Origin of the sequence: Mesorhizobium sp. NPDC059025 (genome assembly GCF_042739655.1) — a bacterium.
Taxonomy (GTDB): Bacteria; Pseudomonadota; Alphaproteobacteria; order Rhizobiales; family Rhizobiaceae; genus Mesorhizobium.
On the sequence record NZ_JBHYIM010000002.1, the window covers coordinates 160,450 to 186,027 of the forward strand.

The window sequence follows — 25,578 nt, forward strand, 5'->3', positions numbered from 1 at the left end:
ACCTCCTCCCCGGCGATGACGAATAGGTCGGCTTCCTCCTCCTCCCTGAGGCCGACCACCGAAACGGTGCCCGCCGCACTCCTCCTCCCAGCGGCGGGCATTGTTTCCGAAAGAGAGTTTCGTCCTCTCTGATTGGCGAAAGAGATTTTGTCAAAGCCCACCTCCTCCCGGGCAACGACGAATAAGGCCGACCTCCTCCTCCTCCCTGAGGTCGGTCACCCAAACGACACCCGCCGGACCTCCTCCCCCGGCGGGTGTTGTGTTATTCGGGCTCCTGCAACAGCTTTGAAAACCGGTCGGCATCGCGAGAATTGCATTCGCACTGCCGAAGGACTATTGCGGGCCGCATGAGCAAAGACCCTATTCACATTGTTGGCGGTGGCCTCGCCGGTTCGGAAGCAGCCTGGCAAGCCGCACAGGCCGGCGTGCCGGTGATCCTGCATGAAATGCGCCCGGTGCGCGGTACCGACGCGCACAAGACACAGGATCTTGCCGAACTGGTCTGTTCGAACTCCTTCCGCTCGGACGATGCAGAAGCCAATGCCGTCGGCCTGTTGCACGCTGAGATGCGACTGGCCGGTTCGCTGATCATGGCCGCGGGCGACGCCAACCAGGTTCCGGCCGGCGGAGCACTTGCCGTCGACCGCGATGGTTTTTCGGCCGCAGTTACTGCCAGGCTCGAGGCACATCCGCTCATCACTATCCAGCGCGAGGAAGTGACTGGCCTGCCGCCGGCGGAATGGGGTCAGGTCATCGTTGCAACGGGACCGCTGACGGCACCTTCACTCGCCGAGGCCATCGCCACCGAAACCGGAGCCGATGCGCTCGCCTTTTTCGATGCCATCGCACCGATCGTGCATTTCGAGACGATCGACATGAACGTGGCCTGGTTCCAGTCCCGCTACGACAAGGTCGGCCCCGGCGGCACCGGCAAGGACTACATCAACTGCCCGATGGACAAGGCACAATACGATGCCTTCGTTCAGGCCCTGATCGAGGGCGGCAAGACCGAATTCAAGCAGTGGGAAGGTACGCCCTATTTCGACGGTTGCCTGCCGATCGAGGTCATGGCCGAACGTGGCGTCGAAACACTGCGACATGGGCCGATGAAGCCGATGGGCTTGACCAACGCGCATAACCCGACGGTCAAGGCCTATGCGGTCGTGCAGCTGCGGCAGGACAATGCACTGGGCACGCTCTACAACATGGTCGGCTTCCAGACAAAGCTGAAGCATGGTGAACAGGTCCGCATCTTCAAGACCATCCCGGGTCTGGAAAATGCCGAGTTCGCTCGTCTCGGCGGCCTGCATCGCAACACCTACATCAACTCGCCAACCCTGCTCGACGGTTCGTTGCAGCTGAAGAGCCGTCCAGGCCTGCGTTTTGCCGGCCAGATCACCGGCTGCGAAGGATATGTCGAAAGTGCCGCCATCGGGCTGTTGGCAGGACGCTTCGCCGCGGCCGAGCGGCTCGACGCGGCGATTTCGCTGCCACCAGCCACCACGGCCTTTGGCGCGCTGCTCAACCACATCACCGGCGGTCACATCACCTCCGACGACGAACCAGGCAAGCGCTCGTTCCAGCCGATGAACGTCAATTTCGGTCTGTTTCCGCCGCTTGAAGCTGGCACGAAACTACGCCCCGATGGTTTCGAGGGCCGTTTCCGCGGCAAGGACAAATCGATCGCCAAGAAGAAAGCGACAACCGCACGGGCACTGGCCGATTGCCGCGCATGGCTCGGTCTGCCGGCGCGCGCCGCCCAGGCAGCAGAATAAGCGGATTTACGTTTAAGCGATGGCGGATTAGCCTGCGACCCTCATATCGGTCGGGGGGCCATCATGTTTTCACGCAGAAGGATGCTGGCCTTCGTTGTTCTGTCGGCCTGCGCCGGCTGTACCACGGCACCGGAAGCGCTGCAGTCGCTCGGTGATCGCAACTACATGCGGTATGCGACCGGCAAGCCTTACATGCAGATCGCATCGCAAAGCCAGATGTCGGTCGAAGGTCTGGCGGGTGCGACCATCTATGGGCCGATGATCGGCGAGTATCGTCTGGCGGACGGCGATACTGTCTACCGGCATATCGACAATGTGGAGTCCACGCGAACGAATGTGGACGCCGGCGTGCTGATGCAGCGCGAAAGCGTGGGCACGCGCTATCGGCTTGCTTATTTTCGTGTCGGGCCCGACGGGGTCGTCAAGGATTGGGCCACGGGCGCCTTGCCGGGCGAACGGCTCGGTTGTACCTGGTACGCGGGTGGCTTCGTCCGGCAATGCAGCAGCGAAACGCAGCGCCTGCAGAGTCTTGCCGTCTATGATTCGCTGGTGAGGACGTCGAACGACAGCCCCCTGCCTTCATGGGGTACTCCCATCAATGGCGCGCAACAGCTCAAAGCCGGTTGACCAGGGCATAGTTGGACTTGGCCGAGATCAAGTCTGCGGCACGGCTAGCGCGGCACAAATCTCAATATGCCGCCTATTCGGCAGCTTCGATCTTCTGATCGGGCAGCCCCGGCTTGCCCGCTTCAGCTGGATTTCGACGCACATAGGCCGCCTTCAGCGTTTCGGAGGTGTCGCGTGAGCCGTCATGGCTCCAGCCTGGTGGCATGAACAGATACCGAAGCCGCTGGCCAAAGGTCAGGCCTGGAGAAAATGCGTCCCTGAACATGCCGATCCATTCGTGGAACGCTACCTTCACCGGATTGAAGGTGCCGATGTTCTTGACGATGCCATAGCGCGGCCGGTCCTCTTCCAGTTCCTCGACAAAGGTGCCGAACATCCGGTCCCAGATGATCAGTGTACCGGCGTAGTTGGCGTCGAGGTAACGCGGATTGGTGGCGTGATGCACACGGTGATGCGAGGGCGTGTTGAAGACAAACTCCACCCAGTTCCACATCTTGCCGATGGTCTCGGTGTGGATCCAGAACTGGTAGACGAGGTTGAAGCCATACACAAAGGCGATTACGGCCGGATGGAAGCCTAGCAGCACCAATGGCACCTGCAGCACGAACATGCCGGTGAACAGCCCTGTCCAGCTCTGTCTGAGCGCGGTCGAGAGATTGTAGTGCTGGCTCGAGTGATGGTTGACGTGCTCGGCCCACACCCAACGGCAGCGATGGGCGATACGATGATAGACGTAGTAGCGGAGATCATCGATCAGGAAAGCGGCAATACAGGTCCAGACCGAGACACCAAGGTCGAAGAAACGGAACTGCCAGACCCACATCAGCGCGGAGAAGGAAACGATACCCAGGAGAATTCCCGCCGCGACATTGCCGGTGCCCATCATCAGGCTGGTCAGCGTGTCGCGTGTTTCGAACTCTCCCTTGGCCCGGCCGGTGCGCACCAGCCAGACTTCCAGAAGTATGGCGACGACGAAGAATGGAATCGCGAGTTTGGTGACATCCGGAAACTGATAGGTCTGCATCAGACGGCCTCCTGCCTAGCCTGGTGATTTTTCGGATCCAACGCCGAGAAAACCGCAGAAGCGGTTGCGGCATCCGCAAAGGCAAAGCGTCCTTCCCGCCATGTGAAATCCTTGAAGCGCAGCGTCAGGATCCTGCCATCGCCGAGTCTGGCGAGTTCGATCTCCGACGGCGCCACGAGACGAGTCAAAAACCGGTCGCCGATGGCGTGGACGATACCGGTGCGCCCATCGCCGAGGTCGATGAAAGCCGTATCGCCATTTTCAGTGAGCTGCACCGCTCCCGGCGTAAGATCAGGGAAATCCACGGCAAAGCGGTCCAGAGCCTGTCCGGCATCAACCAGCCGCGTGACCCGGCTGCCGCCGGTGAAATGCACGGCTGCGACGGCCATCGAAATACCGACGACGACCATCACCACGAGAACTGGCAGACTGATCAAAGGCGCTCCTCCGGGCGAACGCCTCCTCGCGCCCAACCCCCGCGCGAAAACTAGCACGGTTGACGTTTACGTCAAAGAAAATCGACGTAGCCGCGAACCCCAGGAGCAGCAGACTATTGGATGCGCGGTCAGGCCCAACCGCGCCCGGCCCGGCGAAACAGCAGCCAATGCCGCTTCAAAGCCGACAACTGCACAGTTCCGGAAACTGATGCAACCGCATCGCGGCTGTTCATCGAAGTCAGGTACGCTTTGGTCAGCGCCAGCGGGAGAAAGGCTGGGCGCAGTGTAGCCGGCAGCTTTGCCGCGCCACGTTCGAAAGCGGCCATATGCTCCTGCGCCAAGGCGATCATCGCGGTGACGACTCGGCCAGCCGCCGGACCGCCGTTGCCTGCCAGGAACTCCTGCGGCGACGAACCGACCGCGGACAGGATATCCGAGGGCACATAACATTGCCCCCTCGCCCGGTGCTGAGGCAGCAAAAGCAGCAGACCCGTGATCGCCTGCGCGCAGCCCGCATGGCCTGCAAGTTCGGCAAAACTCGGCGCTTCGGCACGGTCGAGGACCAGGGCGACCAGTTGGATCAGGGCCGACGCCGTCTCACCGCAATAGCCCTCGAGATCGGTGCGCGACGGCATCGGGTCGTCATAGAGATCGAAAATCCGAGCCTCGAGATAGTTGTCGAAGGCTTGCCTTGGCAGGTCGTACTGCCGGATCGCCGCCGTCAGCGCCTCGGCAAGCGGATGGCCCGCGCCGGAATCCGGCGCGTTCGACGCGATGACGTCCCGCCACCACTGCAGACGCACTTCGCCCGGCAACGCTTCACGAATGCGGTCACGCACACCGGCGATTTCGGCGTTGAAAGCATAGAGCGCCAGCAGCGCATCACGCCTGTCGCCGGGAGCATAGAGCGCGGACAGGTAGCGGTCATGATCAGCCGCTCGCACCGTGTCCATGACGGTCGCGCCGGGCACGGTCAATCAACCGCGATGAAAGCGGCGGCGACGGCGCGGTCTTCAGCAAGCAGCACGTTGTAGGTCCGCACGGCAGCACCGGTCGACATCGGATCGGCGGAAATCCCGGCCTGCCTGAATGCCGCCTTCAGGGCGGCGGGCAAGGGCCGCAGGTCCGGCCCCATGCCGACCAGAAGGATCTCAATGCTGGCGGCTTCAGCCAGAACCTTGTCGAAATCCGCAGCGGTCAAGGCAGCCGGATTGGCTGGCTGCCAACCGTGGACGCCCGATGGCAGGCACAGCAGCGAACCGCGATGCGACATGTCAGCGAAGCGGAAGCCGCCATTGCCGTAGGCCTCAATCGCCGCGCGGCCGGGGAAGTGGGCCTCGCGGATGATTATGCCTTTGCCGCCGAACAGGCTCTTGGCCACGTTCTTGCCTATCAGGTCGTGAGTGCCTTGCCGTTCGCTGGCTTCTCTTCGGCTGCATTAGGGGCCTGGCGCAGCTTGAAGAGGATGAGCAACGGCGCGGCGATGAAGATCGACGAATAGGTGCCGAACACCACACCGAACAGCATTGCCAGCGTGAACGAGCGGATCACTTCGCCGCCGAACAATACCAGCGCCAGCAGGGCCAGAATCGTCGTCACCGCGGTCAACGTCGTTCTGGACAGCGTCTCGTTGATCGCCGTGTTCAGAATCGTCGGCATCGGCGTCTTCTTGTATTTGCGCAGATCCTCGCGGACACGGTCATAGACCACGATGGTATCGTTCAGCGAATAGCCGATGATCGTCAGAATCGCGGCGATCGATGACTGGTTGAACTCTATGCCGGTTATACAGAAGAAGCCGATCGTCATGACAATATCGTGCACGGTCGCCACGATGGCGCCGACAGCGAACTGCCATTCGAAACGGAACCAGACGTAGATCAGGATGCCAACCAGCGCGACCAGCATGCCGATCGTGCCTTGCGTGGCGAGTTCGCTCGATACCGTCGGACCGACAACTTCGACGCGGCGGAATTCATATTTGTCCTGCAGTTCCGCGCGCACCTTGTCGATGACGCTCTGCTCGGCATTGTCGCCTTCCTCCTGCGCCGCCACGCGGATCAGGACATCGGTCGGACTGCCGAATTGCTGCACCTGCACATCGCCGATGTTGAGTTCCGACAGCTTGCCACGGATATCTGCGATGTCCGCCGGTCCGCTCTTCGACTGCACCTCGATCGTCGAGCCGCCCTTGAAGTCGACGCCATAATTGATGTCGACGGTCATGAACAAGACGACCGACATGATCGACAGTAGCGTCGACAACGCGAAGGTCCATCGGCGCAAGCCCATGAATGGGAACTTTGTGCCGGGCTTCACGAAGGTCACGGGAGCCCGCGGGAGTTCCTTCGGCTTTGCGCGGCGCAGCCAGATCGAAACCAGCAGGCGCGTAAAGGTGAAGGCAGTAAAGACCGTAGTCAGGATGCCGATGGCGAAGGTAACGGCAAAGCCCTTGACCGGACCGGAACCGAGCCAGAACAGCACGATAGTGGCGATGAAGGAGGTGACGTTGGAATCGACGATGGTCGCCAGCGCTTTGGCAAAACCGGTATCGATCGCCTGGATGACCGAGCGCCCCTGTCGTCGTTCCTCGCGGATACGCTCGTAGATCAGCACGTTGGAGTCGACCGCCATGCCGATGGTCAGCACGATACCGGCAATACCCGGCATTGTCAGCGTGGCGCCAAGCAACGACAGCAACCCGACGATCATGGCAACGTGCACGGCCAGTGCAATGTTGGCCAGGAAGCCGAGGAAACCGTAGGCGACGAACATGAAGCCGACGACCAGGATCGAGCCGATGATGCCGGCGATCTTGCCGGCCTGGATCGAGTCCTGTCCGAGGCCTGGACCGACGGTGCGTTCTTCGACGACGGTCAGCGTTGCAGGCAAAGCGCCGGCACGCAACAGGACCGCAAGGTCATTGGCGCTCTGGGCCGTGAAATTGCCAGATATCTGGCCAGTGCCCCCGAGGATCGGCTCGCGAATCTGCGGCGCAGAAATCACCTGGTTGTCGAGGATGATGGCGAAGAGCTTGCCGACATTCTGCTGGGTCGCCTGGCCAAAACGCGTGGCGCCCTTGGAATCGAAGCGGAACGAGACGACCGGTTCGTTGGTCTGCGAGTTGAATGTCGCCTGAGCATCCGTCAGGTTCTCGCCCGAAACGATGACACGGTTCTCGATCAGATATGGAACCGGCGGATCATCCTTCGAATAGAGCACACTGGAGCCCGCGGGCGGACGGCCATTGATGGCCTCCTGCACCGGCATCGTCTGATCGACCATCTGGAAGGTCAGCTTGGCGGTCTGGCCAAGAATTTCCTTCAACCGTTGCGGGTCCTGCAGACCAGGCACCTGCACGACGATACGATCATCACCCTGGCGCTGAACGATCGGTTCCGTGGTGCCGAGTTCGTTGACGCGCCGGTCAACGACCTCGATCGACTGGGTCAACGCGGTTGAGGACCGATATTTGACGCCAGCATCCGTCATGGTGAAGCGTAGCAGACCGGGCTCCGGCTCATCCTCGGTCCACTCGGTGATCGTGCCACCGCTGAACAATCCGGACGTTATCGGTGCCACCAGCCCCTTCAGCGCCTCTTTGGCGGCGTCGACCTGGGCTACGTCACGGATACGGACCTGAACCACACGGCCTGAACCGGACAGACCGGTGTAACCGATCTTGGCGTCACGCAGCAGGGTGCGGATTTCGTCCCGGCTGGCTTCGAGCCGATCCTTGATCAGATCGTTCTGATCGATCTGGAGAAGGATGTGAGAACCGCCCTGCAGATCGAGCCCCAAGGTCATCTGCTTCTTCGGGACCCAACTCGGCAATTTGGCCAAGGTGTCGGCCGGGATGAGGTTGGGCGCGGCAAGGACGAACGTGACGGCAACAGCCAGCCAGATCAGGATTGCCTTCCAGCGCGAAAAATAGAGCATGTTCTACGATCCAGTGCGTCGATCCGGCGTGCCGGGCACGCCGCTGCGCTTAGTTCTTGGCGTTCTGGTTGGCGACCGGCTCGCCCTTGACCCGCACGTCGGCGATGGTGCTGCGCAGTGCGGTGACCTTCAGGCCGTTGCCGAGATCAACCTCGAGTTCATTGTCGTCGACCACCTTGGTGACCTTGCCGACAAACCCGCCGCCGGTAACGACCGTGTCGCCGCGGCGGATGGCGGCCAGCATCTCACCGCGCTTCTTCATCTGGGTGCGCTGCGGACGGATGATGAGAAAATACATGATCACGAAAATGAGGACAAACGGCAAAATGCTGATGAAGACATCAGGTGTGGCGCCAACGCCCTGGGCGTATGCCGGTGTCACGAACATCGAAAACTCCTGAGACGTAGAGGAAAGCCGTTATCCGGCCCACGAAATTTGCGCGGAATATAGTCAGTAAAGCCACTATTGCAACCATTCCCCGCCCTGCTCACACCGCTGTTATGCCACCGTGTCGCTTTGGTCGCACCAATGCTTGCAAAAAGCCAAAGCCCATGAGAGAACCGTACGTTACGGTACGCATGTGAAATGTGTACGTCATCATGATGCCGAGGACGTCCCTTGCCCCAGGAAAACATCGAAGCGCTGTCTGAAAAACTTGACCGGCTGATCGAAGCCGTTGCCCGGCTGGCGCCGCCAGCGCCGCCGAAGACCGACCTTGCCGCGGCCGACTGCTTCGTCTGGCAGGCGGATCCCGGCTATCTCGAGCCGGTCGCCAGGGTGAACCGGGTCGACATTGCCCTTATCCGCAGCGTCGACCGGGTGCGCGATATCCTATTCGATAATACGGAACGCTTTGCCCTGGGCTATGCAGCCAACAACGTGTTGCTGTGGGGCGCACGCGGCATGGGCAAATCCTCACTCGTCAAAGCTGTCCATGCTGCGATCAACGCATCCGGCAAACTGGACGGCGCGCTCAAGCTGATCGAAATCCATCGCGAGGACATCGACACCCTGCCAAAGCTGATGACGATGCTCAAGGCAGCCCCCTACCGGTTCATCCTGTTCTGCGACGACCTCTCTTTCGATCATGACGACACCTCCTACAAGTCTCTCAAGGCTGCGCTCGAAGGCGGCGTCGAGGGCCGTCCTCACAACGTCATCTTCTACGCAACCTCGAACCGCCGACACCTGTTGCCGCGCGACATGATCGACAACGAGCGCTCGACAGCGATCAATCCGTCGGAAGCCGTGGAAGAAAAAGTGTCATTGTCGGATCGATTCGGGCTGTGGCTTGGCTTCCACAAATGCTCGCAGGACGATTATCTCGACATGGTTGACGGTTATGTCCGCCACTTCGGACTGGACATGGACGCTGACATACTGCGCGCGGAAGCCCTGGAATGGGCAACCACGCGCGGCAGCCGCTCCGGCCGTGTCGCATGGCAGTTCACACAGGATCTGGCCGGCCGCCTCGGCAAACAACTCTAACTCACCGGTTCGCCAGCCATAACCGAAAAAGCCCGCTCCCTGGGGAGCGGGCCAAGCGCCGGGCCGGACTGGAGGTCGACGACCCGTAATCTTCTTGTTCTTCTATTCGAGCCCGACCTACTCGAGGAACGTCTGCGGATCGACCGGCGACGAATTCTTGCGCACCTCAAAATGCAGCTTCGGCGCGTCGGTGGTACCGCTCATGCCGGAACGGGCGATCTCCTGGCCACGCTTGACCTTCTGGCCACGCTGCACCTCCAGCGAAGAGGCATGACCGTAGACCGTGACCAGCCCATCTTCGTGACGTACAAGCACCGTGTTGCCGAATTCCTTCAACCCGTCGCCGGCGTAGATGACGACGCCGTTCTCAGCAGCCTTGATAGGCGTGCCTTCCGGAACTGCTATGTCGATGCCGCCTGCTCCCGACTTGTAGCCGGAGATGACACGACCGCGCACCGGCCAGCGCATCTTGCCAATGCCAGTGGAGTCCGGCGCTTCCGCAGCTTCGCTTTCCGCCTGCTGAATGACCTTCTGGTCCTTCTTCGGCGGCGTGTATGTGGCAAGCGTTGCGCTCGGCTTCTCCGGCGCAGGGATCGACGCAGTCTTGACCGGGTCGACCGGTGCGACGGGCTTTGCTGCCGCCACGGCCGCAGCAGGCGCGGTGCCAGCTGCTGGAACCTTCAGCGTCTGGCCAATGCGCAGCAGGCCATCCTGCATACCGTTGGCCTGCTTCAGCGCGGTGGTCGAAACCCCGGTTTTGCGGGCGATCGAAGACAACGTGTCGCCCTGCTGGACGGTGTAGCCACCGGCGCCGGCCTTCGGCTGCGCCGCAGCGACCTGAGCTTCCTTGGCTGGCTTTGCCTTCGGATCGCTGGCAGCGGCGGATGCATCGACCTGAGCAGCAGCCTTGCCCTCCTTGACCTTCGGCTGCTGCGGCAACACGGCCACTTTCTCGGCAGGCGCATTGCCCGGCAGCGGCACTTTGTTGGCAGGCGCGTTGGTACCGCGCGACGACTTCGCATCGGCAACATTCGGATCGTTGTCGGGTGCGGAAACCGGAGCCTTGTTGGTGTAGACATAAGTCGGGATGACGAGTTTCTGCCCGCTCTTCAGGCCATCGGCGGAGGCCAGGCCATTGGTCTTCATGATGACGTCGGCCGGCACGCCGTAACGGCGCGAGAGGTTGTAGACCGTCTCGCCTTCGCGTGCGGTGATCTGAGTGCCGCCAGCGCGCGACCAGCCCTTCACTTCCTCGGCGGAGGCCTGCGCATTGGCAATGGTCGAATTGACCGGCGCCTGCAGCTGATTGATGCCGCCGGTCACGGTCTGATCGACCTTCGACACCTTGGCCTGCCCTTGTGCGATGACGGGCTCGGCTGCGGCGCGCGCCTTGTTGACCGCGGGAGCAGTGGCCTGCGCGACTGTCGGCAGCGGTTGCGACGAAACCGGCTGCAGGCTCGAGCGGGCAACCGAAGAGCGCGAGTAATTGGCGTTGGAAGCCTGATACTGCGGATCACCTGGATAAGGCTGGGCAGCCGCCTGCTTGGAGATGATCGAACGCTGATTGTCGGTCGAGGCTGTCGCCATCGTATCGACGCCACCGAAGCGGGCAACCTGGGAACTGCATCCAGAAACCGCGCCGATGACCAGCAACATGGCGCAGCCACGCGTCAGATTGCGCTTGTTTGCCTTCAAGGATTTGAGCCGCATCGCAATAACCCGCACTTACCCGGTACTCACTGACCCGGATTAAAGCGCGTTAATGTTACTGGTCGGTTAAGCCGTTAGAATCCGTCGAAATTTTTCTTAAAATGTTTGTCCGGATCGGGGCAGCGCGTGGCGCTGATCAGATAAAGGCTGCAACGCCCGGCAGGATCGACTGGAAGCGCACCGTGCCGATGTCCTCTCGCTCGAAGCGGCTGCCAACCTTGAGCAGCTTGGCCAGCACCTGCTCCCCCTCCTCCGGTCCGATCGGCGCGATCACGGTACCACCGCTGGAGAGTTGGTCGAGCAGAAAACGCGGTAGCGAATCGAAGGCTGCCCAGACAATGATCCGGTCGAATGGTCCTTCATTGACGAGACCGTTGGAGCCGTCCGCGTGGCGCGCGAACACGTTGGCGATGCCCAGCGCCTCGAAGCGCTGCTTGGCAAGCTCGATAAGAGACTTGTAGCGGTCGACGGTGACCACCCGCGCGGCCAACCGCGACATGACCGCCGCGGTGAAACCTGAGCCCGTGCCGATCTCCAGCACACGATTGCCGGGCTCGATGTTGAGCGCGGTGATGACGGCAGCCTGAAGGTCGGCCCCTTCCATCGCCTCACCACATTCGATCGGCAGCATACGGTCAGTCCAGGCAATGGAATGGAACTGGCCCGAGATGAATGCATGCCGCGGCGTCGCTTCGAAGGCAGCGATCAGCGGTTTCGGAACAGAACCCTTGCCACGCAGGCGAAGCAGAAAGGCGGCAAACCCTTCGCGTTCGTCGGAACCGATCATGCAAGCGCCTTCGTCAGTTGGTCTCGAATTTCATAAGCGGTCAGGTCGAGGTGAAGCGGCGTCACCGATACCAGTCTGTTGCGCATGGCGTGCAGATCGGTGCCAGTCTTGCCTTCCGCAGGCTCGCGCCCGAAGCGCAGCCAGTAGTATGGCAGGCCGCGGCCATCGCGACGCTCATCCACCCATAGCGAGTGCACCAGCTTGCCTTGCGACGTCACCACGGTGCCTTCGACCTCGGCTGGCGTGCAATTCGGAAAATTGACGTTGAGCAGCACGCCCTCCGGCAAGGGCGTGGCAATCAGCTTCTTCAACAATGCCGGGGCCAGCGCCTCGGTCGTCTCATAGGGAACGACGCGGTCCTCGCCGACATATGAATAGGCCTGGCTGATGGCGATGGAACGCACGCCAAGCAGCGTGCCCTCCATGGCTCCGGCAACGGTACCGGAATAGGTGACATCGTCGGCAATGTTGGCGCCGGAATTGACGCCCGACAGAATAAGATCCGGCAGTTCGGGCAGAATCTTGCGCGCGCCCATGATGACGCAGTCGGTCGGCGTACCGCGGACGGCATAATGCTTCTCGCCGATCTTGCGCAGGCGCAGCGGTTCGGAAATCGATAACGAATGCGCATAGCCGGACTGGTCGGTCTCTGGAGCCACCACCCACACGTCGTCGGAAAGCGTACGGGCGATGCGTTCGAGCGACGCAAGTCCCTCGGCATGGATGCCGTCGTCATTGGTCAGAAGAATGCGCATTAGTTCGATTCGATTCTTTCCAAGCCGCCCATGTAGGGCTTGAGGACTTCAGGAATGGTTACGCTGCCGTCCTCGTTCTGGTAATTTTCGATGACGGCAATCAGTGCGCGTCCAACGGCGACGCCCGATCCGTTCAGTGTGTGGACGAATAGGTTACCCTTGCCCTCACGATCCTTGTAGCGGGCGTTCATGCGCCGGGCCTGGAAATCGCCACAGACCGAACAGGACGAGATTTCACGATAGGCGTTCTGCCCGGGCAGCCAGACCTCGATATCGTAGGTCTTGCGCGCCCCAAAACCCATATCACCGGTGCACAGCGCCACGGTGCGGAACGGCAATTCAAGCCGCTTGAGCACTTCTTCTGCGCACTGCGTCATGCGCAGATGTTCTGCGATCGACGTTTCCTGATCGGTGATCGAAACCAGTTCGACCTTGTAGAACTGGTGCTGGCGCAGCATGCCGCGCGTGTCGCGACCGGCCGAACCAGCCTCCGAACGGAAGCAGGGCGTCAGTGCGGTGAGGCGCAACGGCAATCTGTCATGCGCAACGATCTCCTCGCGCACCAGGTTGGTCAGCGGCACCTCTGCCGTCGGGATAAGGCCAAGCCTGCTCTCGCCATGCGGGGTGAAGAACAGATCCTCTTCAAATTTCGGTAGCTGGTTGGTGCCGAAAAGCACTTCGTCGCGTACCAGAAGCGGCGGCTGCACCTCCGTGTAGCCATGCTCGGTCGTGTGCAGGTCGAGCATGAACTGGCCGAGCGCACGATCGAGCCTCGCCAACTGGCCTCGCAAAATGGTGAAGCGCGAACCCGACAGCTTGGCGGCGCGCTCGAAATCCATCAGGCCCAGCGCCTCGCCAACCTCGAAATGCTCCTTGACCCAGTTCGGTCGCGTCGCAACCTTGCCGATCTTGTGCACCTCGACATTGTCGTGCTCGTCCCTGCCGACCGGCACGTCGTCGAGCGGCACGTTCGGAATGACGGCGAGGATACCTTCAAGTGCCTCGTCGAGCCGGCGTTCCTCGGCTTCGCCACCCTGTATGAAGCTTTTGATCTCGGCGACTTCAGCCTTCAGCTTTTCAGCCAGCTCGGCATCCTTCGTGCTGAGCGCTCTGCCGATCTCTTTGGACGCCGTATTGCGACGCTCCTGTGCCTCCTGCAGCCGGCCGAGATGGGCACGACGGGCTTCGTCCGTGGCGATGATGTCGTCGACAGTGGACTGGGCGTCAGCCTGCGACCACGAGCGCTTCACCAGCGCTTCGACAAGGGCCTGCGGGTTTTCGCGAATCCATCTGATATCGAGCATGTCCATCCATCCTGAAGAGGGAGCCGTGGGGTAACTCTCCTCGGCGCAGGATGCAAGGGCGGGACGACCGGGTGCCAGTCTCAGCGCCTGTAGATGCCGATCTCGTCCAGCGGATGGGTGGCAGGAGTTTTGTCGCCGGAAGCCGCCCCGTTGCGGTCACGGTCGACAATTCCATGCACATAGATATCCAGGGCGTTGTTGAGCTTTTCGTTCCCCTTGCCATCCGGATCTGCGATCGCATTGATCAGATCCTCCAAGGAGATTCCGATCTCATCCAATCCAAGCTTCTTTTCGATCTCCTTGATGACAAGGTAGGCGTTCGGGCTCCGCTGCAATGAGGCAAAGGCCTGCTGCAAGGCAGCGCCGTACTCCCGCGTTGAAGCGTAGTCGGATTGTTTGACGCCGAGTTCCTGACCGGCGCGCTCGATGAGCGACACCTTCAGCGCGGTCACATCAAGGCTGTTCACGCTGAACATGGCTTCGACGGCTTTGGCACGAACCTGCATTGGCAGTTCGCTGCTGCGTGTATCCCTCCGGGGTGGATCGTTGTGAAGCGCCTCGAGAATCTTATCTCCGACAGCCGCAGCTTTCTGCGAACGCGGCACAATGGGGGCGATCTGCAGGAAAAGCGACGAAACCTGGTTGAGTGCAATAGTCGAAAGCATGGCGATCTCGCTGATGCAGCCGCTCGTCATGAAGCAGAACACCGGAAATCAGGCACAGGACATCATGTCTCGTGCGACAGCATCATTCGGTCCGTCGCAGGATGAGGGAATTTTGCTAACGAAACCTCACCAATTGCCGCAATCTGGAAAAACGCGGCAATTGGCAGGTCTGATCAGGATTGCGGCGCGGAATCCGTCGATGTCTCGGAAGACTGAGCCTCGGCAGAAGCGGTTGCCTCTTCTTTCTCGCGCGCAAGTTTTTCGCGTTTCTGGCTCTTCTCGATCATGCGCGAGGTGATGATCGCGACCTCGTAGAGGATGATGGTGGGCAGTGCCAGACCGATCTGGCTGAGCGGATCGGGCGGCGTGAGCACCGCAGCAACCACAAAAGCGATGACGATTGCCCAGCGGCGCTTATCGACCAATGCTTGTGAGGACAAAAGCCCGACGCGCGTCATCAGGCTGGTCACCACCGGCAACTGGAAGACCAGGCCGAAGGAGAAGATCAGCGTCATGATGAGGCTGAGATATTCCGAAACCTTGGGCAACAGCGAAATCTGCACCTCGCTGTCGGTGCCCGCCTGCTGCATGGCGAGGAAGAACCACATCACCATGGGTGTAAAAAAGAAATAAACCAACGCCGCGCCCATCAAGAACAGGATCGGCGAAGCGATGAGGAACGGCAGAAAGGCTGCACGTTCGTTCTTATAGAGACCAGGCGCTATGAATTTGTAGATCTGCGTCGCGATCAGCGGGAACGCGATGACCATGCCGCCAAACATGGCGAGCTTGACCTGCGTGAAAAAGAACTCCTGCGGCGCGGTATAGATCAACTCGACCTTGTGCGGATCGAGGCCGGCCCACTGCGTCGCCCATTTGAATGGCACGACGAGCAGGTTGAACAGCTTCTTGGCGAAGAAGAAGCAGACCAGGAAGGCGACAAAGAAGCCTGCAATCGACCAGATGAGCCGGCGACGCAACTCGATCAGATGCTCGATGAGCGGAGCCGACGACTTGTCGATCTCATCCTGTTCCGAAACACTCACTTGGCGGTCCTCGCCGTCTTCTTTGCAGGTGCTTTTGCAGCGGATAACGCTTTCGCGGGTTTCACTGGCGCCTTGGCTGCAGGAGCTTTCGCAACAGGTTTGGTTCCAGCCTTCGGATCGGCAGCCTTTGTCGCGACCGGCTTGGCCGCAGCAGCAACGGCCGCCTTTGCCGGTTTGGCGGCGGACTTGCGTTTTGCAGGCGTTGCAGAAGCCACCGCAGCGGCAGCAGGCTCCGTCACCGGAACGACAGGTGCCGCCGGCATGGTCTCCGGGCCATTCACCCCCGGCAGAACAGTGGCGCCATTCTTCAGAGGCTCCGCCGCCTGCGGCTCAGCGGCTGCCGGTGCCGCCGGATCTTCCGCCGGTTTCGGTTTCATCATGTTGTCGACACCGGAGCGCACGTCGGCAGCGGCTTGCTCGAACGGATTGAGCTGCTTGCGGATTTGCGCGGCCGGATTGAGGCTGCGCAGCTCGTCGACCGATTTCTTGACGTCGTCGAGTTCGGCTTCCTTCAGCGCTTCGTTGAACTGCTTCTGGAAATCACCCGCCATGGCACGCAACTTGGCCACTGTGCGGCCGAAGGTGCGCAACATATTCGGCAAATCCTTCGGGCCGACGACCACGATCATGACGATCGCGATCACCAGCATCTCGGTCCAGCCGACTTCGAACATCACTATCGGTTCCGACTAGAGCAATTCCAGCAAAAGTGCACAGCGGTTTTGCGTCCGGAATTGCATATAAACAAAGGATCTGAGCGTTTCCGCGTTTCCGTGAAGAAACGGAACCGCTCCAGTGCCTGACGGTATCTCCGGAAAATTCTGGCTCAGCTCTTGCCAGCCTTTTCCTTCATGTTCGAGACGGTCTCGTCGGCGCGGTGCTCGACGGTACGGGAATCATCGGCTTCATCGTCGGCCATGCCCTTCTTGAAGCTCTTGATGCCCTTGGCCATGTCGCCCATCAGCTCCGGAATCTTGCCCCGGCCAAACACCAGGAGCACGATGACCAGCACGATCAGCCAGTGCCAAATCGAAAAGGAACCCATTGTTTTTCTCTCTTGAACTGTTTCCCTGCCGCTGATCTATGCGTTTTCGCATCCGGATTCAAACGGAACCGCGACAGCTTCTATCACGTGCGGCCAATTGTCAGCCGGATTTGTTGGGCGCATCCGGAAATAGGCCGCTACCAAACAGCGCATGAACCGGTTTCCCGGTGGTGACCAATCACTCTTCCGTGACGCGCGGCGTCAGAAGGCCAAGCTCTTCAAGATCGATGTCGGTCAGCGGATCCTCGTCCTCGGTCAACTCGTCGGGATCGGCCGGCGGCAGCGGCACCGAGAAATTGGCCGGCATGCGAGTGGAAAGCAGACCAGCCCCCTTGAGTTCTTCGATGCCCGGCAGATCGCGGATTTCCTCCAGAGCGAAATGGTCGAGGAACTTGTCGGTGGTGCCATAGGTGACAGGTCGGCCCGGGGTCTTGCGCCGGCCACGCATGCGAATCCACTCCGTCTCCAGCAGCGTGTCCAGCGTGCCCTTTGAGGTTTCGACGCCGCGGATGTCCTCGATTTCAGCGCGCGTGACCGGCTGATGGTACGCGATGATGGCCAGTACCTCGAGCGCCGCGCGCGACAGCTTCTTCTGCTGGACCGAATCCCGGCTCATCAGGAAAGCGAGATCGCCCGCGGTGCGGAAGGCCCAACTATCGCCGACACGCACCAGGTTGACGCCGCGGCGCGAATAGATGTCCTGCAGTTCCACCATCGCTGCCGCAACGTCGACACCGTCGGGCAAGCGCTGGGCGAGCTGCTTCTCGGTCACAGGATCGGCACTGGCAAAGACGATGGCCTCGGCCATGCGCACGGCCTCGGCCTGATGGAGACGTTCCGCCGGATTCTTTACCGAGACCGCTTCCTCCTCGTCTTCCACCGTGAAGGGGATGACCGAAGCGTTGCTGCTTTCGTTCATTGCACGACCTCGACTGCCTTCGCGCGCTGGCGCCCACGCAGATAAAGTGGGGCGAACACCTCATCCTGGCGCATTTCCATGCTGCCTTCGCGCACAAGTTCCAATGTCGCCGCGAAGGAAGACGCCATGGCAGTGCGCTTTTCCGCCGGACTCGCCAGATATTCGATCAGGAAGCTGTCCAGCGCTGTCCAGTCCGCCGACGTACCGATCAGCCGGGCAAGGATGGTGCGCGCTTCCTTGAGCGACCAGACCCCGCGCTTGGCAATGCGCACATTGGAGATCGCCTGACGCTGACGCTGGCCGGCATAGGCGGTGAGCAGATCGTAGAGCGTCGCAGAGTATTCGTTGCGCTTCTCAACGATGACCATCTCCGGAATGCCACGCTGGAAAACATCGCGGCCGAGCCGGTTGCGGTTGACAAGACGTGCCGCCGCATCTCGCATGGCTTCGAGGCGTCGCAGTCGAAACTGCAGCACCGCCGCCATCTCCTCGCCGCTCTCCCCCTCCTCGCCTGGCTGCTTGGGAATTAGCAGCTTCGACTTGAGGAATGCGAGCCACGCTGCCATCACCAGATAGTCTGCGGCAAGTTCGAGGCGCAGCGCCCTCACCTTCTCGACGAAGGCCAGATACTGCTCGGCCAGCGCCAGGATCGAGATGCGTGCGAGATCGACCTTCTGGTTGCGGGCAAGATGGAGGAGAAGGTCGAGCGGTCCTTCGAAACCGGCGACGTCGACGACCAGCTCGGGATCTCCGGTGACGCGATCGCCGTCACCCTCAGTCCAGAGGCGGTCCATCGGCGCGGCCTTGCCGGCCCTTTTCTCCGCGAGTTCCGCCACCTTGCCTCTTTTTCACTCCATGCGGTTACGCGACCGCCTCGAAATAATCCGCGAACTCGGCGCGCAGTTCGGCCTCGTCCTTGCCGTCATGTCCCTTGACCGAAGCGAGTGCCCGATTGGCCCGCTCCAGCGCCTTGCCTTCCAGAGGTTTCGCCCGTGAAGCCACGGCCATCATTTCTTCCATGACGCCGTTGCAGTGAAGGACCAGATCGACGCCCGCCGCAAGGATCGAGGCGGCCTTTGTCTGGAAATCCCCAGAAAGTGCCTTCATGGACGTGTCATCCGACACCAGGAGCCCGTCAAAACCGATCTCGCCGCGGATAATTTCCTCCACGACCTTGCCGGAGGTGGTCGCCGGATTGTTGGGATCGACCGCGCTGAAGATGACATGCGCGGTCATCGCCATCGGCAGGTGGTTGAGCGCCTGGAATGGGGCGAAATCATGCCTGCGCAGCTCTTTCAGTGACGTTGTCACCGTCGGCAACTCGAGATGCGTGTCGGCGAAGGCCCGGCCATGGCCGGGAATATGCTTCATGACGGGGATGACGCCACCCGACATCAGACCTTCGGCGGCGGCACGGCCAAGCGCGGTGACGATCGAAGGGTCCTTGGCATAGGCGCGCGCGCCGATGACGTCGTTGGCGCCCTCCACCGGCACATCCAGCACCGGCAGGCAGTCGGCGGTTATGCCGTAGCGCAGGAGATCGAAAGCATGCAGCCGGGCAAGCAGCCAGGCGGCGCGCAGCCCGGCCTCTTCATTTTCCCGGTACAATGCGCCAAACGCCGCGCCGGCTGGATAGTTCGGTGCCAGAGGCGGCCGCAGCCGCTGCACGCGCCCGCCCTCCTGGTCGATAAACACCGGCGCCTGCGGCCGGCCGATGCAATCGCGCATCTCGGCCACGAGATCGCGGATCTGTTCCGGCTCGGAAATGTTGCGGGCAAACAGGATGAAGCCCCATGGACATTCGCTCCGATAGAAGCTCTTTTCCTCACGGGTGAGAGATGTTCCGGCGCAGCCGAGGATGAGGGTCTGTGATTCGGTCATGGCCAGAGTCTAGAGCTTTCGGCAGGCCAAGGGAATCTCGGGCCGAACGGCCGCAATCTGGACGACTGCCGGGCTGCATAAGATGCCAAAACAACACGTCCAAGGCTTCCAAACATGCTTCTGATCATCGGCACTGTCCGCCTACCGCCTGAAAAACTGGCCGAAGCGCGCCCGGTGATGGAGCGCATGATCCTCGCCAGCCGCGTTGAAGCAGGTTGCCTCGAATATTCCTATGCCGAGGATGTGCTGGTTGCCGGGCGTATCCACGTCAAGGAAGTCTGGCTCGACCAGGCTTCGCTCGACGCCCATTTTGCTTCCGACCACATCAAGGCCTGGCGGGCGACCTGGGCGCAACTCGGCATCGTTGACCGCAACCTCCTCGTCTACGAGATCGGTGAAGCACGGGCGACGTAGCCCGTCGCCTGGCCTGATAGAAGAGGCGTCCAGTCCGATTGGCATACTGGCCTTATGCCACGTAGATGATGCCTGTCCAGAACCAGACGACGATGAAAAACGATCTCGCTCGCCCCACCATCATGCTGTCGGCCGGCATGGCATTGTCCGGAACATCGGGATTGTTCTCGATCATGTCCGGCCAGCCCACGTTCAATGTTGTTTTCTTCCGCTGCCTGTTCGGCGCGGTCGTGTTGTTCGCCTGGGTCTGCTTTCGTGGCGGTTGCAGCGATTACTTCCGTATAGCCAGGCGGCAATGGCCACTGATCCTGATCAGTGGACTGTGCCTCGTCATCAACTGGCTGGCACTGTTCGAGGCATTCAACCGCACCTCGATCGGCTTTGCGACCATCATCTATCATCTGCAGCCGTTCTGGATCGTGCTGATCGCCGGCCTGTTTCTCGGGGAAACGCTGTCGCGCGACAAGCTCGGCTGGATCGCGATCGCGTTCATGGGCCTGGTGCTGACCATCCTGCCCAAGATCGGCGCCATGCAGGCAGACCGGGACTGGCTGATCGGTATCGGCCTGGCAGTTTTGGCGTCGCTGTTCTATGCGGCGACAACCCTGACCACCCGCGCCGTCAAATCGGTCAAGCCGGATGTGCTGAGCACGCTGCATTGCATGATCGGTCTTGTTGCCTTCACCCCGTTCGTGGGGACCGCAACACTCACCGGCGGCTTGCCGATGTGGGGTTGGCTGGCGGGCCTCGGCCTCATCCATACGGGTATTGTGTACGTCCTGCTCTATTCCGCATATCCCAAGCTACCAACCCCGGTGATCGCGGTTGGTGCCTTTTTCAATCCTGCTGCCGCGCTGATCACGGATCTGGCCGTCTTCGGGCGCTCGATCACGCTCACGCAAGGCGCCGGGCTGGTTCTCATTCTTCTGGCTGGGCTGGCAGTCAACCTCGGTTGGCCAATGCTGTCAGGATCCATGGCGCGAAGCCGAAACTGACGGTGTTCGGCCCCTATGCACCTTGTTTGTAGCGAACGGGGTTGTCGGGCTCGGCCTCGAAGATTTCAGCGCTGCGAGTGACAAGCTTTTCCAATGTATGGGCATCGAGATCGGAAAAGCGCTCAAAGCTGAAATTGTTGCGCCCGGCGCGAAGCGCGCCGAGCTGACCGGCATAGAGCGCCACGATAGGACGTCCGTCGACGGTGATTGCACAATAGAGGCTGATGTAGTTCTTCTGCAGCGCCAGCCCGATCACTGGCCATAGTACCTGTTTTTCGCCCCCGACCGCATAGCGGAACTGGCCATAGCCGATCATCTGCAAACGCATGCCGGCCTCGCCAGCCGGCGTGCCACGATGAAAATACCGGAGAAGTCCTGGAGCCGCACGACGGATCAAGCCGTCGACTGCTTCGAGTTCGCCCCGCCGTCGAGGGTCGAACTCGAAATAGCTTTCCAGGTTGTCTGCATGGACCTGAAACACGATCCAGCCTCATGCGGACTGCAGCTGTTGTCTCGGCTGCCGTGGAAACGCCAGAGCGATGGCCACGGCGCCCAGACCAACGATCGCAGAACCGATGAACAGCCACGAATAGCTCGCATAGGCGTCATAGACCCAACCGCCGGCCAGCGGACCAAAGGCCATTCCGATACAGGAGAGCATGGTTGCCGCGCCGAAGACGGTGCCCAGGATACGTGGCCCGAAATAATCACGCGCCAGCACGGCATAGAGCGGCATGACGCCGCCATAGGTACCGCCGAAAATCAGCGCCAGCGTGTAAAACTCGCCGAGTGTGCTGACCATCAGATAGGCTGCGATGACAACGGACTGGATGAGCAAGCCGGCAATCAGGACCGGCTTGACGCCGAGCCGATCGCCAAGGACACCGAATATTACACGGCCGCCGAGGCCTGCCAGACCTTCGACGCTATAGATGGAGACGGCTGCCATCGGCGCCACCCCGCAGGCCATGGCATAGCTGACCATGTGGAAGATCGGACCGGAATGCGCCATGCAGCAGGCAAAGAACGTCAGCCCCAGAACCAGGAACTGCATGGACTTTAATGCCTGGCCAACGGTCATGCCGTTGCTGTCGCCGGCAACGGCTCCACCCTCGCCGTCGGCGGCGAGCCCGTCCGGCGCACGCCGCACCAGAAGGGCCGCCGGCACCAGCAATACCCAGGACATCACGCCTATACAGAACATGGCGGTACGCCAGTCGTAGGCGGTGATCAGCCAGCGCGCGAAGGGCGAAATCGTCATTGGCGCCACGCCCATGCCGGCTGAGACCAGCGAAACCGCCAGGCTGCGGTGTTTGTCGAACCATGCCGTTGTGGCGACGATCATCGGTGCGAAAAAGGCACTTGCCGCCAATCCGACCAGCACGCCGTAGATGCCCTGAAAGATCAGCAATGAATGCACCTGGCTTGCCAGAACCAGAGCGAGCCCGAGCAGAACAGCGCCGATCAGCACCACGATGCGTGGGCCGAACCGATCGGTCGCGGCGCCCCACATGAAGCCGCCAACGCCCATGACCAGGAAATTCAGCGTCATGGCGCTGGAAATGCCGGCTCGCGACCAGTTGGTGTCGACCGAGATCGGCTCGAGGAAGATCGCGAGGGAAAACATCGCGCCCAGCGCGACACAGGTCATCAGCGCACCGGCTGCGACGATCACCCAACGATAAGAAGTACCCATATCCGTCCGCCTCCCAAAGCAGGAAACTGCCGAAGGCGTGCCGACCACCGGCCCGCCGTCATCAAAATGACGTTCCGGGCCGGAGACCGCCGACACATTGGACGAGGTTTTCTTTTTCGGACACGATGATAGCTGCCATGACCTGACAGCAACCGCGATTCCGGGTTAGTGGCTGCTCGACAGCTTCATCAGGACAAGGCCGCTGACGATGAGGACGGCGGCCAGCACACGCATCGGCGTCATTGCTTCGCCCAGCACCATCACGCCAACGGCGAAGGCGCCGACGGCCCCGATGCCGGTCCAGATCGTGTAAGCCGTGCCGAGCGGCAACGTCTTCATGGCAATCGACAACAGCCCGAAACTCGCGATCATCATGACGATGGTGATGATGGTAGGGGTGAGCACGGTGAAACCTTCCGACTTCTTCATCGAAAAGGCCCAGACGACTTCCAGCAGTCCGGCGACTATGAGATAAACCCAGGCCATGACGACCCTCCTTTGGAGAGCCGGGCCGTCCCGGACATTCTTTCCCAAGCTGGGGAGGTCGTCCTCTGGCTCTAATTTAAGGTTTTTCGGCATCGGAGCAATGGCTTGCGGCGCATGGCTGCCATGCGCGCCTGCCAAACCGCGTTGCCCTGCACGAGACGGGGTGCTAAACGCCGCTCTTCGCGATCATCATCGGAGCACCGGCATGGGAGCCTTACCGCAATCAGACAGATAGGCCGCAACGACGCTTTCGTTGTTGCGGCGTGCTGTCCACTCCCAGCCGATCGACCGGACTGACTGACAGGCGCTGCTCGAACCCTTTTTTGAGCGGACCCTTTATCATGTCTAAGAACAATCCCGTATGGGCCCATGGCCTGCCGGCGGCGCTGCTGCTGATGGCCCCTTTCGACCTTCTCGCCTCGCTGGCGATGGACATCTATCTGCCCGTCGTCCCTGCGATGCCCGAAAAGCTGAACACGAGCCCTGCCCTTATCCAGCTGACGCTCAGCCTCTATATGGTCCTGCTCGGCGCAGGCCAGATCGTGTTCGGACCCCTCTCTGACCGTATTGGTCGCCGGCCGGTACTGCTTGGCGGCGCCATGCTGTTTGCAGCCGCTTCCTTCGCCCTCGCTACGACAACGACCGGAGCGCTGTTCCTCGGCCTGCGTCTGTTGCAGGCTGTCGGAGCATCGGCCGCGCTGGTCGCCACCTTCGCCACGGTGCGCGATGTCTATGCCGAGCGGTCGGAAGGCACTGTCATCTACAGCCTTTTCAGCGCCATGCTGGCCTTCATTCCGGCACTTGGACCGATCCTCGGCGCCTTGATCGCCAGCCAGGGCGGTTGGCGCGCCGTGTTTGTCGCGCTGGGCCTGCTGGCGCTGCCAGCCGTCGCCAATGCGTTTGTGCGGTGGCATGAAACCCGGCCGGCAGCGATCACGAAGACTGCCCCCGCGATACTGCCCATACTGCGCAGCCCGGCATTCTGGACGTATACGCTGGCCTTCAGCGCCGCGATGGGAAGCTTCTTCGTGTTCTTCTCGACGGCGCCGCGCGTGCTGATTGCCCAGGCCGGTTACTCGGAACTGGTGTTCAGCCTCGTGTTTGCCACCGTCGCCGGCATCATGATTGTGACGACGCGCTTCGCCAGGCGTTTCGTGACCCGCTGGGGCATTCCCGGATGCACGAAACGTGGCATGGTGCTGCTGCTGGCAGCGGCATTGTTCCTTGGCTTGGGGCAGGCATTCGCCGAACCGTCCTTCGTCACCTTCATCCTGCCGATGTGGGTAGCGGCTATCGGCATCGTGTTCACCGGCGCGGTGACGGCAAATGGCGCGCTGGCCGATTTCGGTGATCGCGCGGGAACGGCCGTGGCACTGTACTTCTGCATCGAAAGCCTGATCGTCGGCGGCGTCGGCACACTGGCTGTGCTGGCATTCGACGGCAACACGGCCTGGCCACTCGCAGCTTACATGGTCGTCATGGCGACAATCGTGCTGACAGCGCTGACCATGCATCGCGATCAGGACCGGTCACGCTGATGACATCCCTCTCCCGCGTGGCGCGCCGTCGCCCTGCGGGAGAGCCGTCACTTCCTGCTCTGCGGGTAGATGGTCTCGCCGCGCATCAGCATCGCCACGAATTCCGCGACCTTTTTCCTGCGGCCGGCCTCCGTCTTCAAATTGTGGATGCGGAACACGAGCGCGAAGCGATTCTGCGAACTCAATTTGGCAAACATTTCGCGCGCCAATGGCTCGGCGTCGATAGCGGCCCGCAGGTCTTCGGGAACCGTCAAGTTCTTGCTGCCACTGTAGGCGTTGGCCCATCGTCCGTCGGACTTGGCGGCATCCACCTCACGCAGACCATGCTCCGTCATGCGCCCTTCCTCGATCAGTCGAGCGACATTGTCGACATTGATCTGGCTCCAGATGCTTTTCCTGCCGCGTGGCGTGTAGCGCTGCAGATAGCTGGTCTTGTCCAACCCCTTGCGGATGGCATCGATCCAGCCCCAGCACAGGACGACGTCGATGGCCTCAAGCGGTGTGATCGAGGGCAATCCCGAACCGACCTTGTGGATCTTGATCCAGACCTCCGTTTCACCGGAACGATTTTGGGCAAGCCAGCGATAGAAACTGTCTGCGTCCGGGAACTCACATACCTTCGCGGGGTCAACGAAAACCGGCGCCATCAGTGCGCCTTGGCCGAATAGGCAAGCGTCAACGGCGCCGGCAGCGTGCTGGCCTTCACTTCAAAGATCTCGACCGTCTCGGGCAAATTGGTCAGGAATTCCTCATCCCGCTCAAGGTGCCTGATCTTCGTGGGATCGCTGCCGGCGAAACGCGACATGGACGAAATGTCCTTCCAGAAGGACATGACGACAAAATCGCTTTCGCCCGCACGATCCCGCCGCAGCATCTGCACGCCGACGGCATATTCCTTCAGATCCGGAAGACCTTCCGCATAGAGATAGGCTTCATAATCGTCGGCGCGACTGGCCGGAGTGCTGCCGCGCCAAACGCGCACGATCTGCGTCATCAGGCTTGCCTGCGTCATGACTTCCTCCATTGAGCATCGCGTCCAAGGGCAG

Annotated in this window: 28 protein-coding genes; 6 read left to right on the plus strand and 22 right to left on the minus strand. The window is 61.1% G+C overall.

Annotation, left to right across the window (positions count from 1 at the left end; all coding sequences use genetic code 11):
* The first annotated feature begins 347 nt into the window (after positions 1-347).
* On the plus strand, positions 348-1,775 hold the full coding sequence (gene trmFO / locus ACFWYE_RS04925; protein ID WP_379071967.1) for a methylenetetrahydrofolate--tRNA-(uracil(54)-C(5))-methyltransferase (FADH(2)-oxidizing) TrmFO: 1,428 nt from the start codon (positions 348-350) through the stop codon (positions 1,773-1,775).
* 63 nt (positions 1,776-1,838) lie between these two features.
* Positions 1,839-2,402: a hypothetical protein gene (locus tag ACFWYE_RS04930; protein ID WP_379109975.1), complete on the plus strand. Its 564-nt coding sequence runs from the start codon at positions 1,839-1,841 to the stop codon at positions 2,400-2,402.
* A 73-nt stretch (positions 2,403-2,475) separates the two neighbouring features.
* Here ACFWYE_RS04930 and ACFWYE_RS04935 read toward each other — a convergent pair whose 3' ends face one another.
* The 6 genes from ACFWYE_RS04935 to yajC form a co-directional block, all read right to left on the minus strand.
* Positions 2,476-3,426, minus strand: a complete 951-nt coding sequence (locus tag ACFWYE_RS04935) for a sterol desaturase family protein (RefSeq protein ID WP_379071972.1) — start codon at positions 3,424-3,426, stop codon at positions 2,476-2,478.
* Positions 3,426-3,863, minus strand: a complete 438-nt coding sequence (locus tag ACFWYE_RS04940) for a hypothetical protein (RefSeq protein ID WP_379109977.1) — start codon at positions 3,861-3,863, stop codon at positions 3,426-3,428. Before ACFWYE_RS04940 ends, ACFWYE_RS04935 begins: the two co-directional genes overlap by 1 nt.
* A 128-nt stretch (positions 3,864-3,991) precedes the next feature.
* Positions 3,992-4,816 carry a phytoene/squalene synthase family protein gene (locus tag ACFWYE_RS04945; RefSeq protein WP_379109979.1) on the minus strand — a complete coding sequence of 275 codons (825 nt, stop codon included), beginning with the start codon at positions 4,814-4,816 and terminating at the stop codon, positions 3,992-3,994.
* Between the two features lie 20 nt (positions 4,817-4,836).
* The gene (locus ACFWYE_RS04950; RefSeq protein ID WP_379073080.1) at positions 4,837-5,232 is read right to left on the minus strand and encodes an Mth938-like domain-containing protein; all 396 of its coding nucleotides are present in this window, start codon (positions 5,230-5,232) and stop codon (positions 4,837-4,839) included.
* A 23-nt stretch (positions 5,233-5,255) separates the two neighbouring features.
* Positions 5,256-7,802: a protein translocase subunit SecDF gene (gene secDF / locus ACFWYE_RS04955; RefSeq protein ID WP_379109981.1), complete on the minus strand. Its 2,547-nt coding sequence runs from the start codon at positions 7,800-7,802 to the stop codon at positions 5,256-5,258.
* Between the two features lie 49 nt (positions 7,803-7,851).
* Positions 7,852-8,190, minus strand: coding sequence for a preprotein translocase subunit YajC (yajC, locus tag ACFWYE_RS04960; protein ID WP_379071981.1), 339 nt, complete (start codon positions 8,188-8,190; stop codon positions 7,852-7,854).
* 231 nt (positions 8,191-8,421) lie between these two features.
* On the opposite strand from yajC, the gene ACFWYE_RS04965 reads away from it, so the two are divergent.
* On the plus strand, positions 8,422-9,291 hold the full coding sequence (locus tag ACFWYE_RS04965) for an ATP-binding protein (protein WP_379071984.1): 870 nt from the start codon (positions 8,422-8,424) through the stop codon (positions 9,289-9,291).
* A 117-nt stretch (positions 9,292-9,408) separates the two neighbouring features.
* Here the strand turns inward: ACFWYE_RS04965 and ACFWYE_RS04970 are convergent, their stop codons facing one another.
* The 11 genes from ACFWYE_RS04970 to nagZ form a co-directional block, all read right to left on the minus strand.
* Complete coding sequence (locus ACFWYE_RS04970) at positions 9,409-11,001, minus strand: peptidoglycan DD-metalloendopeptidase family protein (RefSeq protein ID WP_379109983.1); 1,593 nt, start codon at positions 10,999-11,001, stop codon at positions 9,409-9,411.
* A 136-nt stretch (positions 11,002-11,137) separates the two neighbouring features.
* Positions 11,138-11,788, minus strand: a complete 651-nt coding sequence (locus tag ACFWYE_RS04975; protein WP_379071990.1) for a protein-L-isoaspartate(D-aspartate) O-methyltransferase — start codon at positions 11,786-11,788, stop codon at positions 11,138-11,140.
* Positions 11,785-12,543 carry a 5'/3'-nucleotidase SurE gene (gene surE / locus ACFWYE_RS04980; protein WP_379109985.1) on the minus strand — a complete coding sequence of 253 codons (759 nt, stop codon included), beginning with the start codon at positions 12,541-12,543 and terminating at the stop codon, positions 11,785-11,787. Before surE ends, ACFWYE_RS04975 begins: the two co-directional genes overlap by 4 nt.
* Complete coding sequence (gene serS, locus ACFWYE_RS04985) at positions 12,543-13,847, minus strand: serine--tRNA ligase (protein WP_379109987.1); 1,305 nt, start codon at positions 13,845-13,847, stop codon at positions 12,543-12,545. The genes surE and serS overlap by 1 nt, the downstream gene beginning before the upstream one ends.
* A gap of 80 nt (positions 13,848-13,927) precedes the next feature.
* Positions 13,928-14,512, minus strand: coding sequence for a hypothetical protein (locus tag ACFWYE_RS04990; protein WP_379109989.1), 585 nt, complete (start codon positions 14,510-14,512; stop codon positions 13,928-13,930).
* Positions 14,513-14,685: 173 nt separating this feature from the next.
* Positions 14,686-15,558: a twin-arginine translocase subunit TatC gene (gene tatC, locus ACFWYE_RS04995; RefSeq protein WP_379109991.1), complete on the minus strand. Its 873-nt coding sequence runs from the start codon at positions 15,556-15,558 to the stop codon at positions 14,686-14,688.
* Complete coding sequence (gene tatB, locus ACFWYE_RS05000) at positions 15,555-16,232, minus strand: Sec-independent protein translocase protein TatB (protein ID WP_379110618.1); 678 nt, start codon at positions 16,230-16,232, stop codon at positions 15,555-15,557. The genes tatC and tatB overlap by 4 nt, the downstream gene beginning before the upstream one ends.
* A gap of 152 nt (positions 16,233-16,384) precedes the next feature.
* Positions 16,385-16,603 (minus strand): twin-arginine translocase TatA/TatE family subunit, encoded by a 219-nt coding sequence (locus ACFWYE_RS05005; protein WP_129415574.1) that lies wholly within the window; start codon positions 16,601-16,603, stop codon positions 16,385-16,387.
* 178 nt (positions 16,604-16,781) lie between these two features.
* Positions 16,782-17,522, minus strand: a complete 741-nt coding sequence (gene scpB, locus ACFWYE_RS05010) for an SMC-Scp complex subunit ScpB (protein ID WP_379109993.1) — start codon at positions 17,520-17,522, stop codon at positions 16,782-16,784.
* On the minus strand, positions 17,519-18,316 hold the full coding sequence (locus ACFWYE_RS05015) for a segregation and condensation protein A (RefSeq protein WP_379073083.1): 798 nt from the start codon (positions 18,314-18,316) through the stop codon (positions 17,519-17,521). Before ACFWYE_RS05015 ends, scpB begins: the two co-directional genes overlap by 4 nt.
* Before the next feature lie 67 nt (positions 18,317-18,383).
* Positions 18,384-19,403 (minus strand): beta-N-acetylhexosaminidase, encoded by a 1,020-nt coding sequence (gene nagZ / locus ACFWYE_RS05020; protein WP_379109995.1) that lies wholly within the window; start codon positions 19,401-19,403, stop codon positions 18,384-18,386.
* Positions 19,404-19,517: 114 nt separating this feature from the next.
* On the opposite strand from nagZ, the gene ACFWYE_RS05025 reads away from it, so the two are divergent.
* Both ACFWYE_RS05025 and ACFWYE_RS05030 read left to right on the plus strand, forming a co-directional pair.
* Complete coding sequence (locus tag ACFWYE_RS05025) at positions 19,518-19,817, plus strand: putative quinol monooxygenase (protein ID WP_379109997.1); 300 nt, start codon at positions 19,518-19,520, stop codon at positions 19,815-19,817.
* 92 nt (positions 19,818-19,909) lie between these two features.
* Positions 19,910-20,812: a DMT family transporter gene (locus tag ACFWYE_RS05030; RefSeq protein WP_379109999.1), complete on the plus strand. Its 903-nt coding sequence runs from the start codon at positions 19,910-19,912 to the stop codon at positions 20,810-20,812.
* A gap of 13 nt (positions 20,813-20,825) precedes the next feature.
* Here the strand turns inward: ACFWYE_RS05030 and ACFWYE_RS05035 are convergent, their stop codons facing one another.
* From ACFWYE_RS05035 to ACFWYE_RS05045, 3 genes are all read right to left on the minus strand, one after another.
* Positions 20,826-21,293, minus strand: coding sequence for a hypothetical protein (locus tag ACFWYE_RS05035; RefSeq protein ID WP_379110001.1), 468 nt, complete (start codon positions 21,291-21,293; stop codon positions 20,826-20,828).
* Between the two features lie 9 nt (positions 21,294-21,302).
* Entirely contained in the window at positions 21,303-22,508 is a 1,206-nt protein-coding gene (locus ACFWYE_RS05040) for an MFS transporter (RefSeq protein ID WP_379110003.1), read from the minus strand.
* A gap of 165 nt (positions 22,509-22,673) precedes the next feature.
* Positions 22,674-22,994 (minus strand): DMT family transporter, encoded by a 321-nt coding sequence (locus ACFWYE_RS05045; RefSeq protein WP_379072022.1) that lies wholly within the window; start codon positions 22,992-22,994, stop codon positions 22,674-22,676.
* A 341-nt stretch (positions 22,995-23,335) separates the two neighbouring features.
* Here ACFWYE_RS05045 and cml point away from each other — a divergent pair, with 341 nt between their 5' ends.
* A complete protein-coding gene (cml, locus tag ACFWYE_RS05050) occupies positions 23,336-24,532 on the plus strand; it encodes a CmlA/FloR family chloramphenicol efflux MFS transporter (RefSeq protein WP_379110005.1) in 1,197 nt (398 codons plus the stop codon).
* A gap of 47 nt (positions 24,533-24,579) precedes the next feature.
* Here the strand turns inward: cml and ACFWYE_RS05055 are convergent, their stop codons facing one another.
* Both ACFWYE_RS05055 and ACFWYE_RS05060 read right to left on the minus strand, forming a co-directional pair.
* Positions 24,580-25,179 (minus strand): YdeI family protein, encoded by a 600-nt coding sequence (locus ACFWYE_RS05055; protein ID WP_379110007.1) that lies wholly within the window; start codon positions 25,177-25,179, stop codon positions 24,580-24,582.
* Positions 25,179-25,544 (minus strand): hypothetical protein, encoded by a 366-nt coding sequence (locus ACFWYE_RS05060; protein WP_379110009.1) that lies wholly within the window; start codon positions 25,542-25,544, stop codon positions 25,179-25,181. The genes ACFWYE_RS05055 and ACFWYE_RS05060 overlap by 1 nt, the downstream gene beginning before the upstream one ends.
* Positions 25,545-25,578 lie beyond the last annotated feature (34 nt).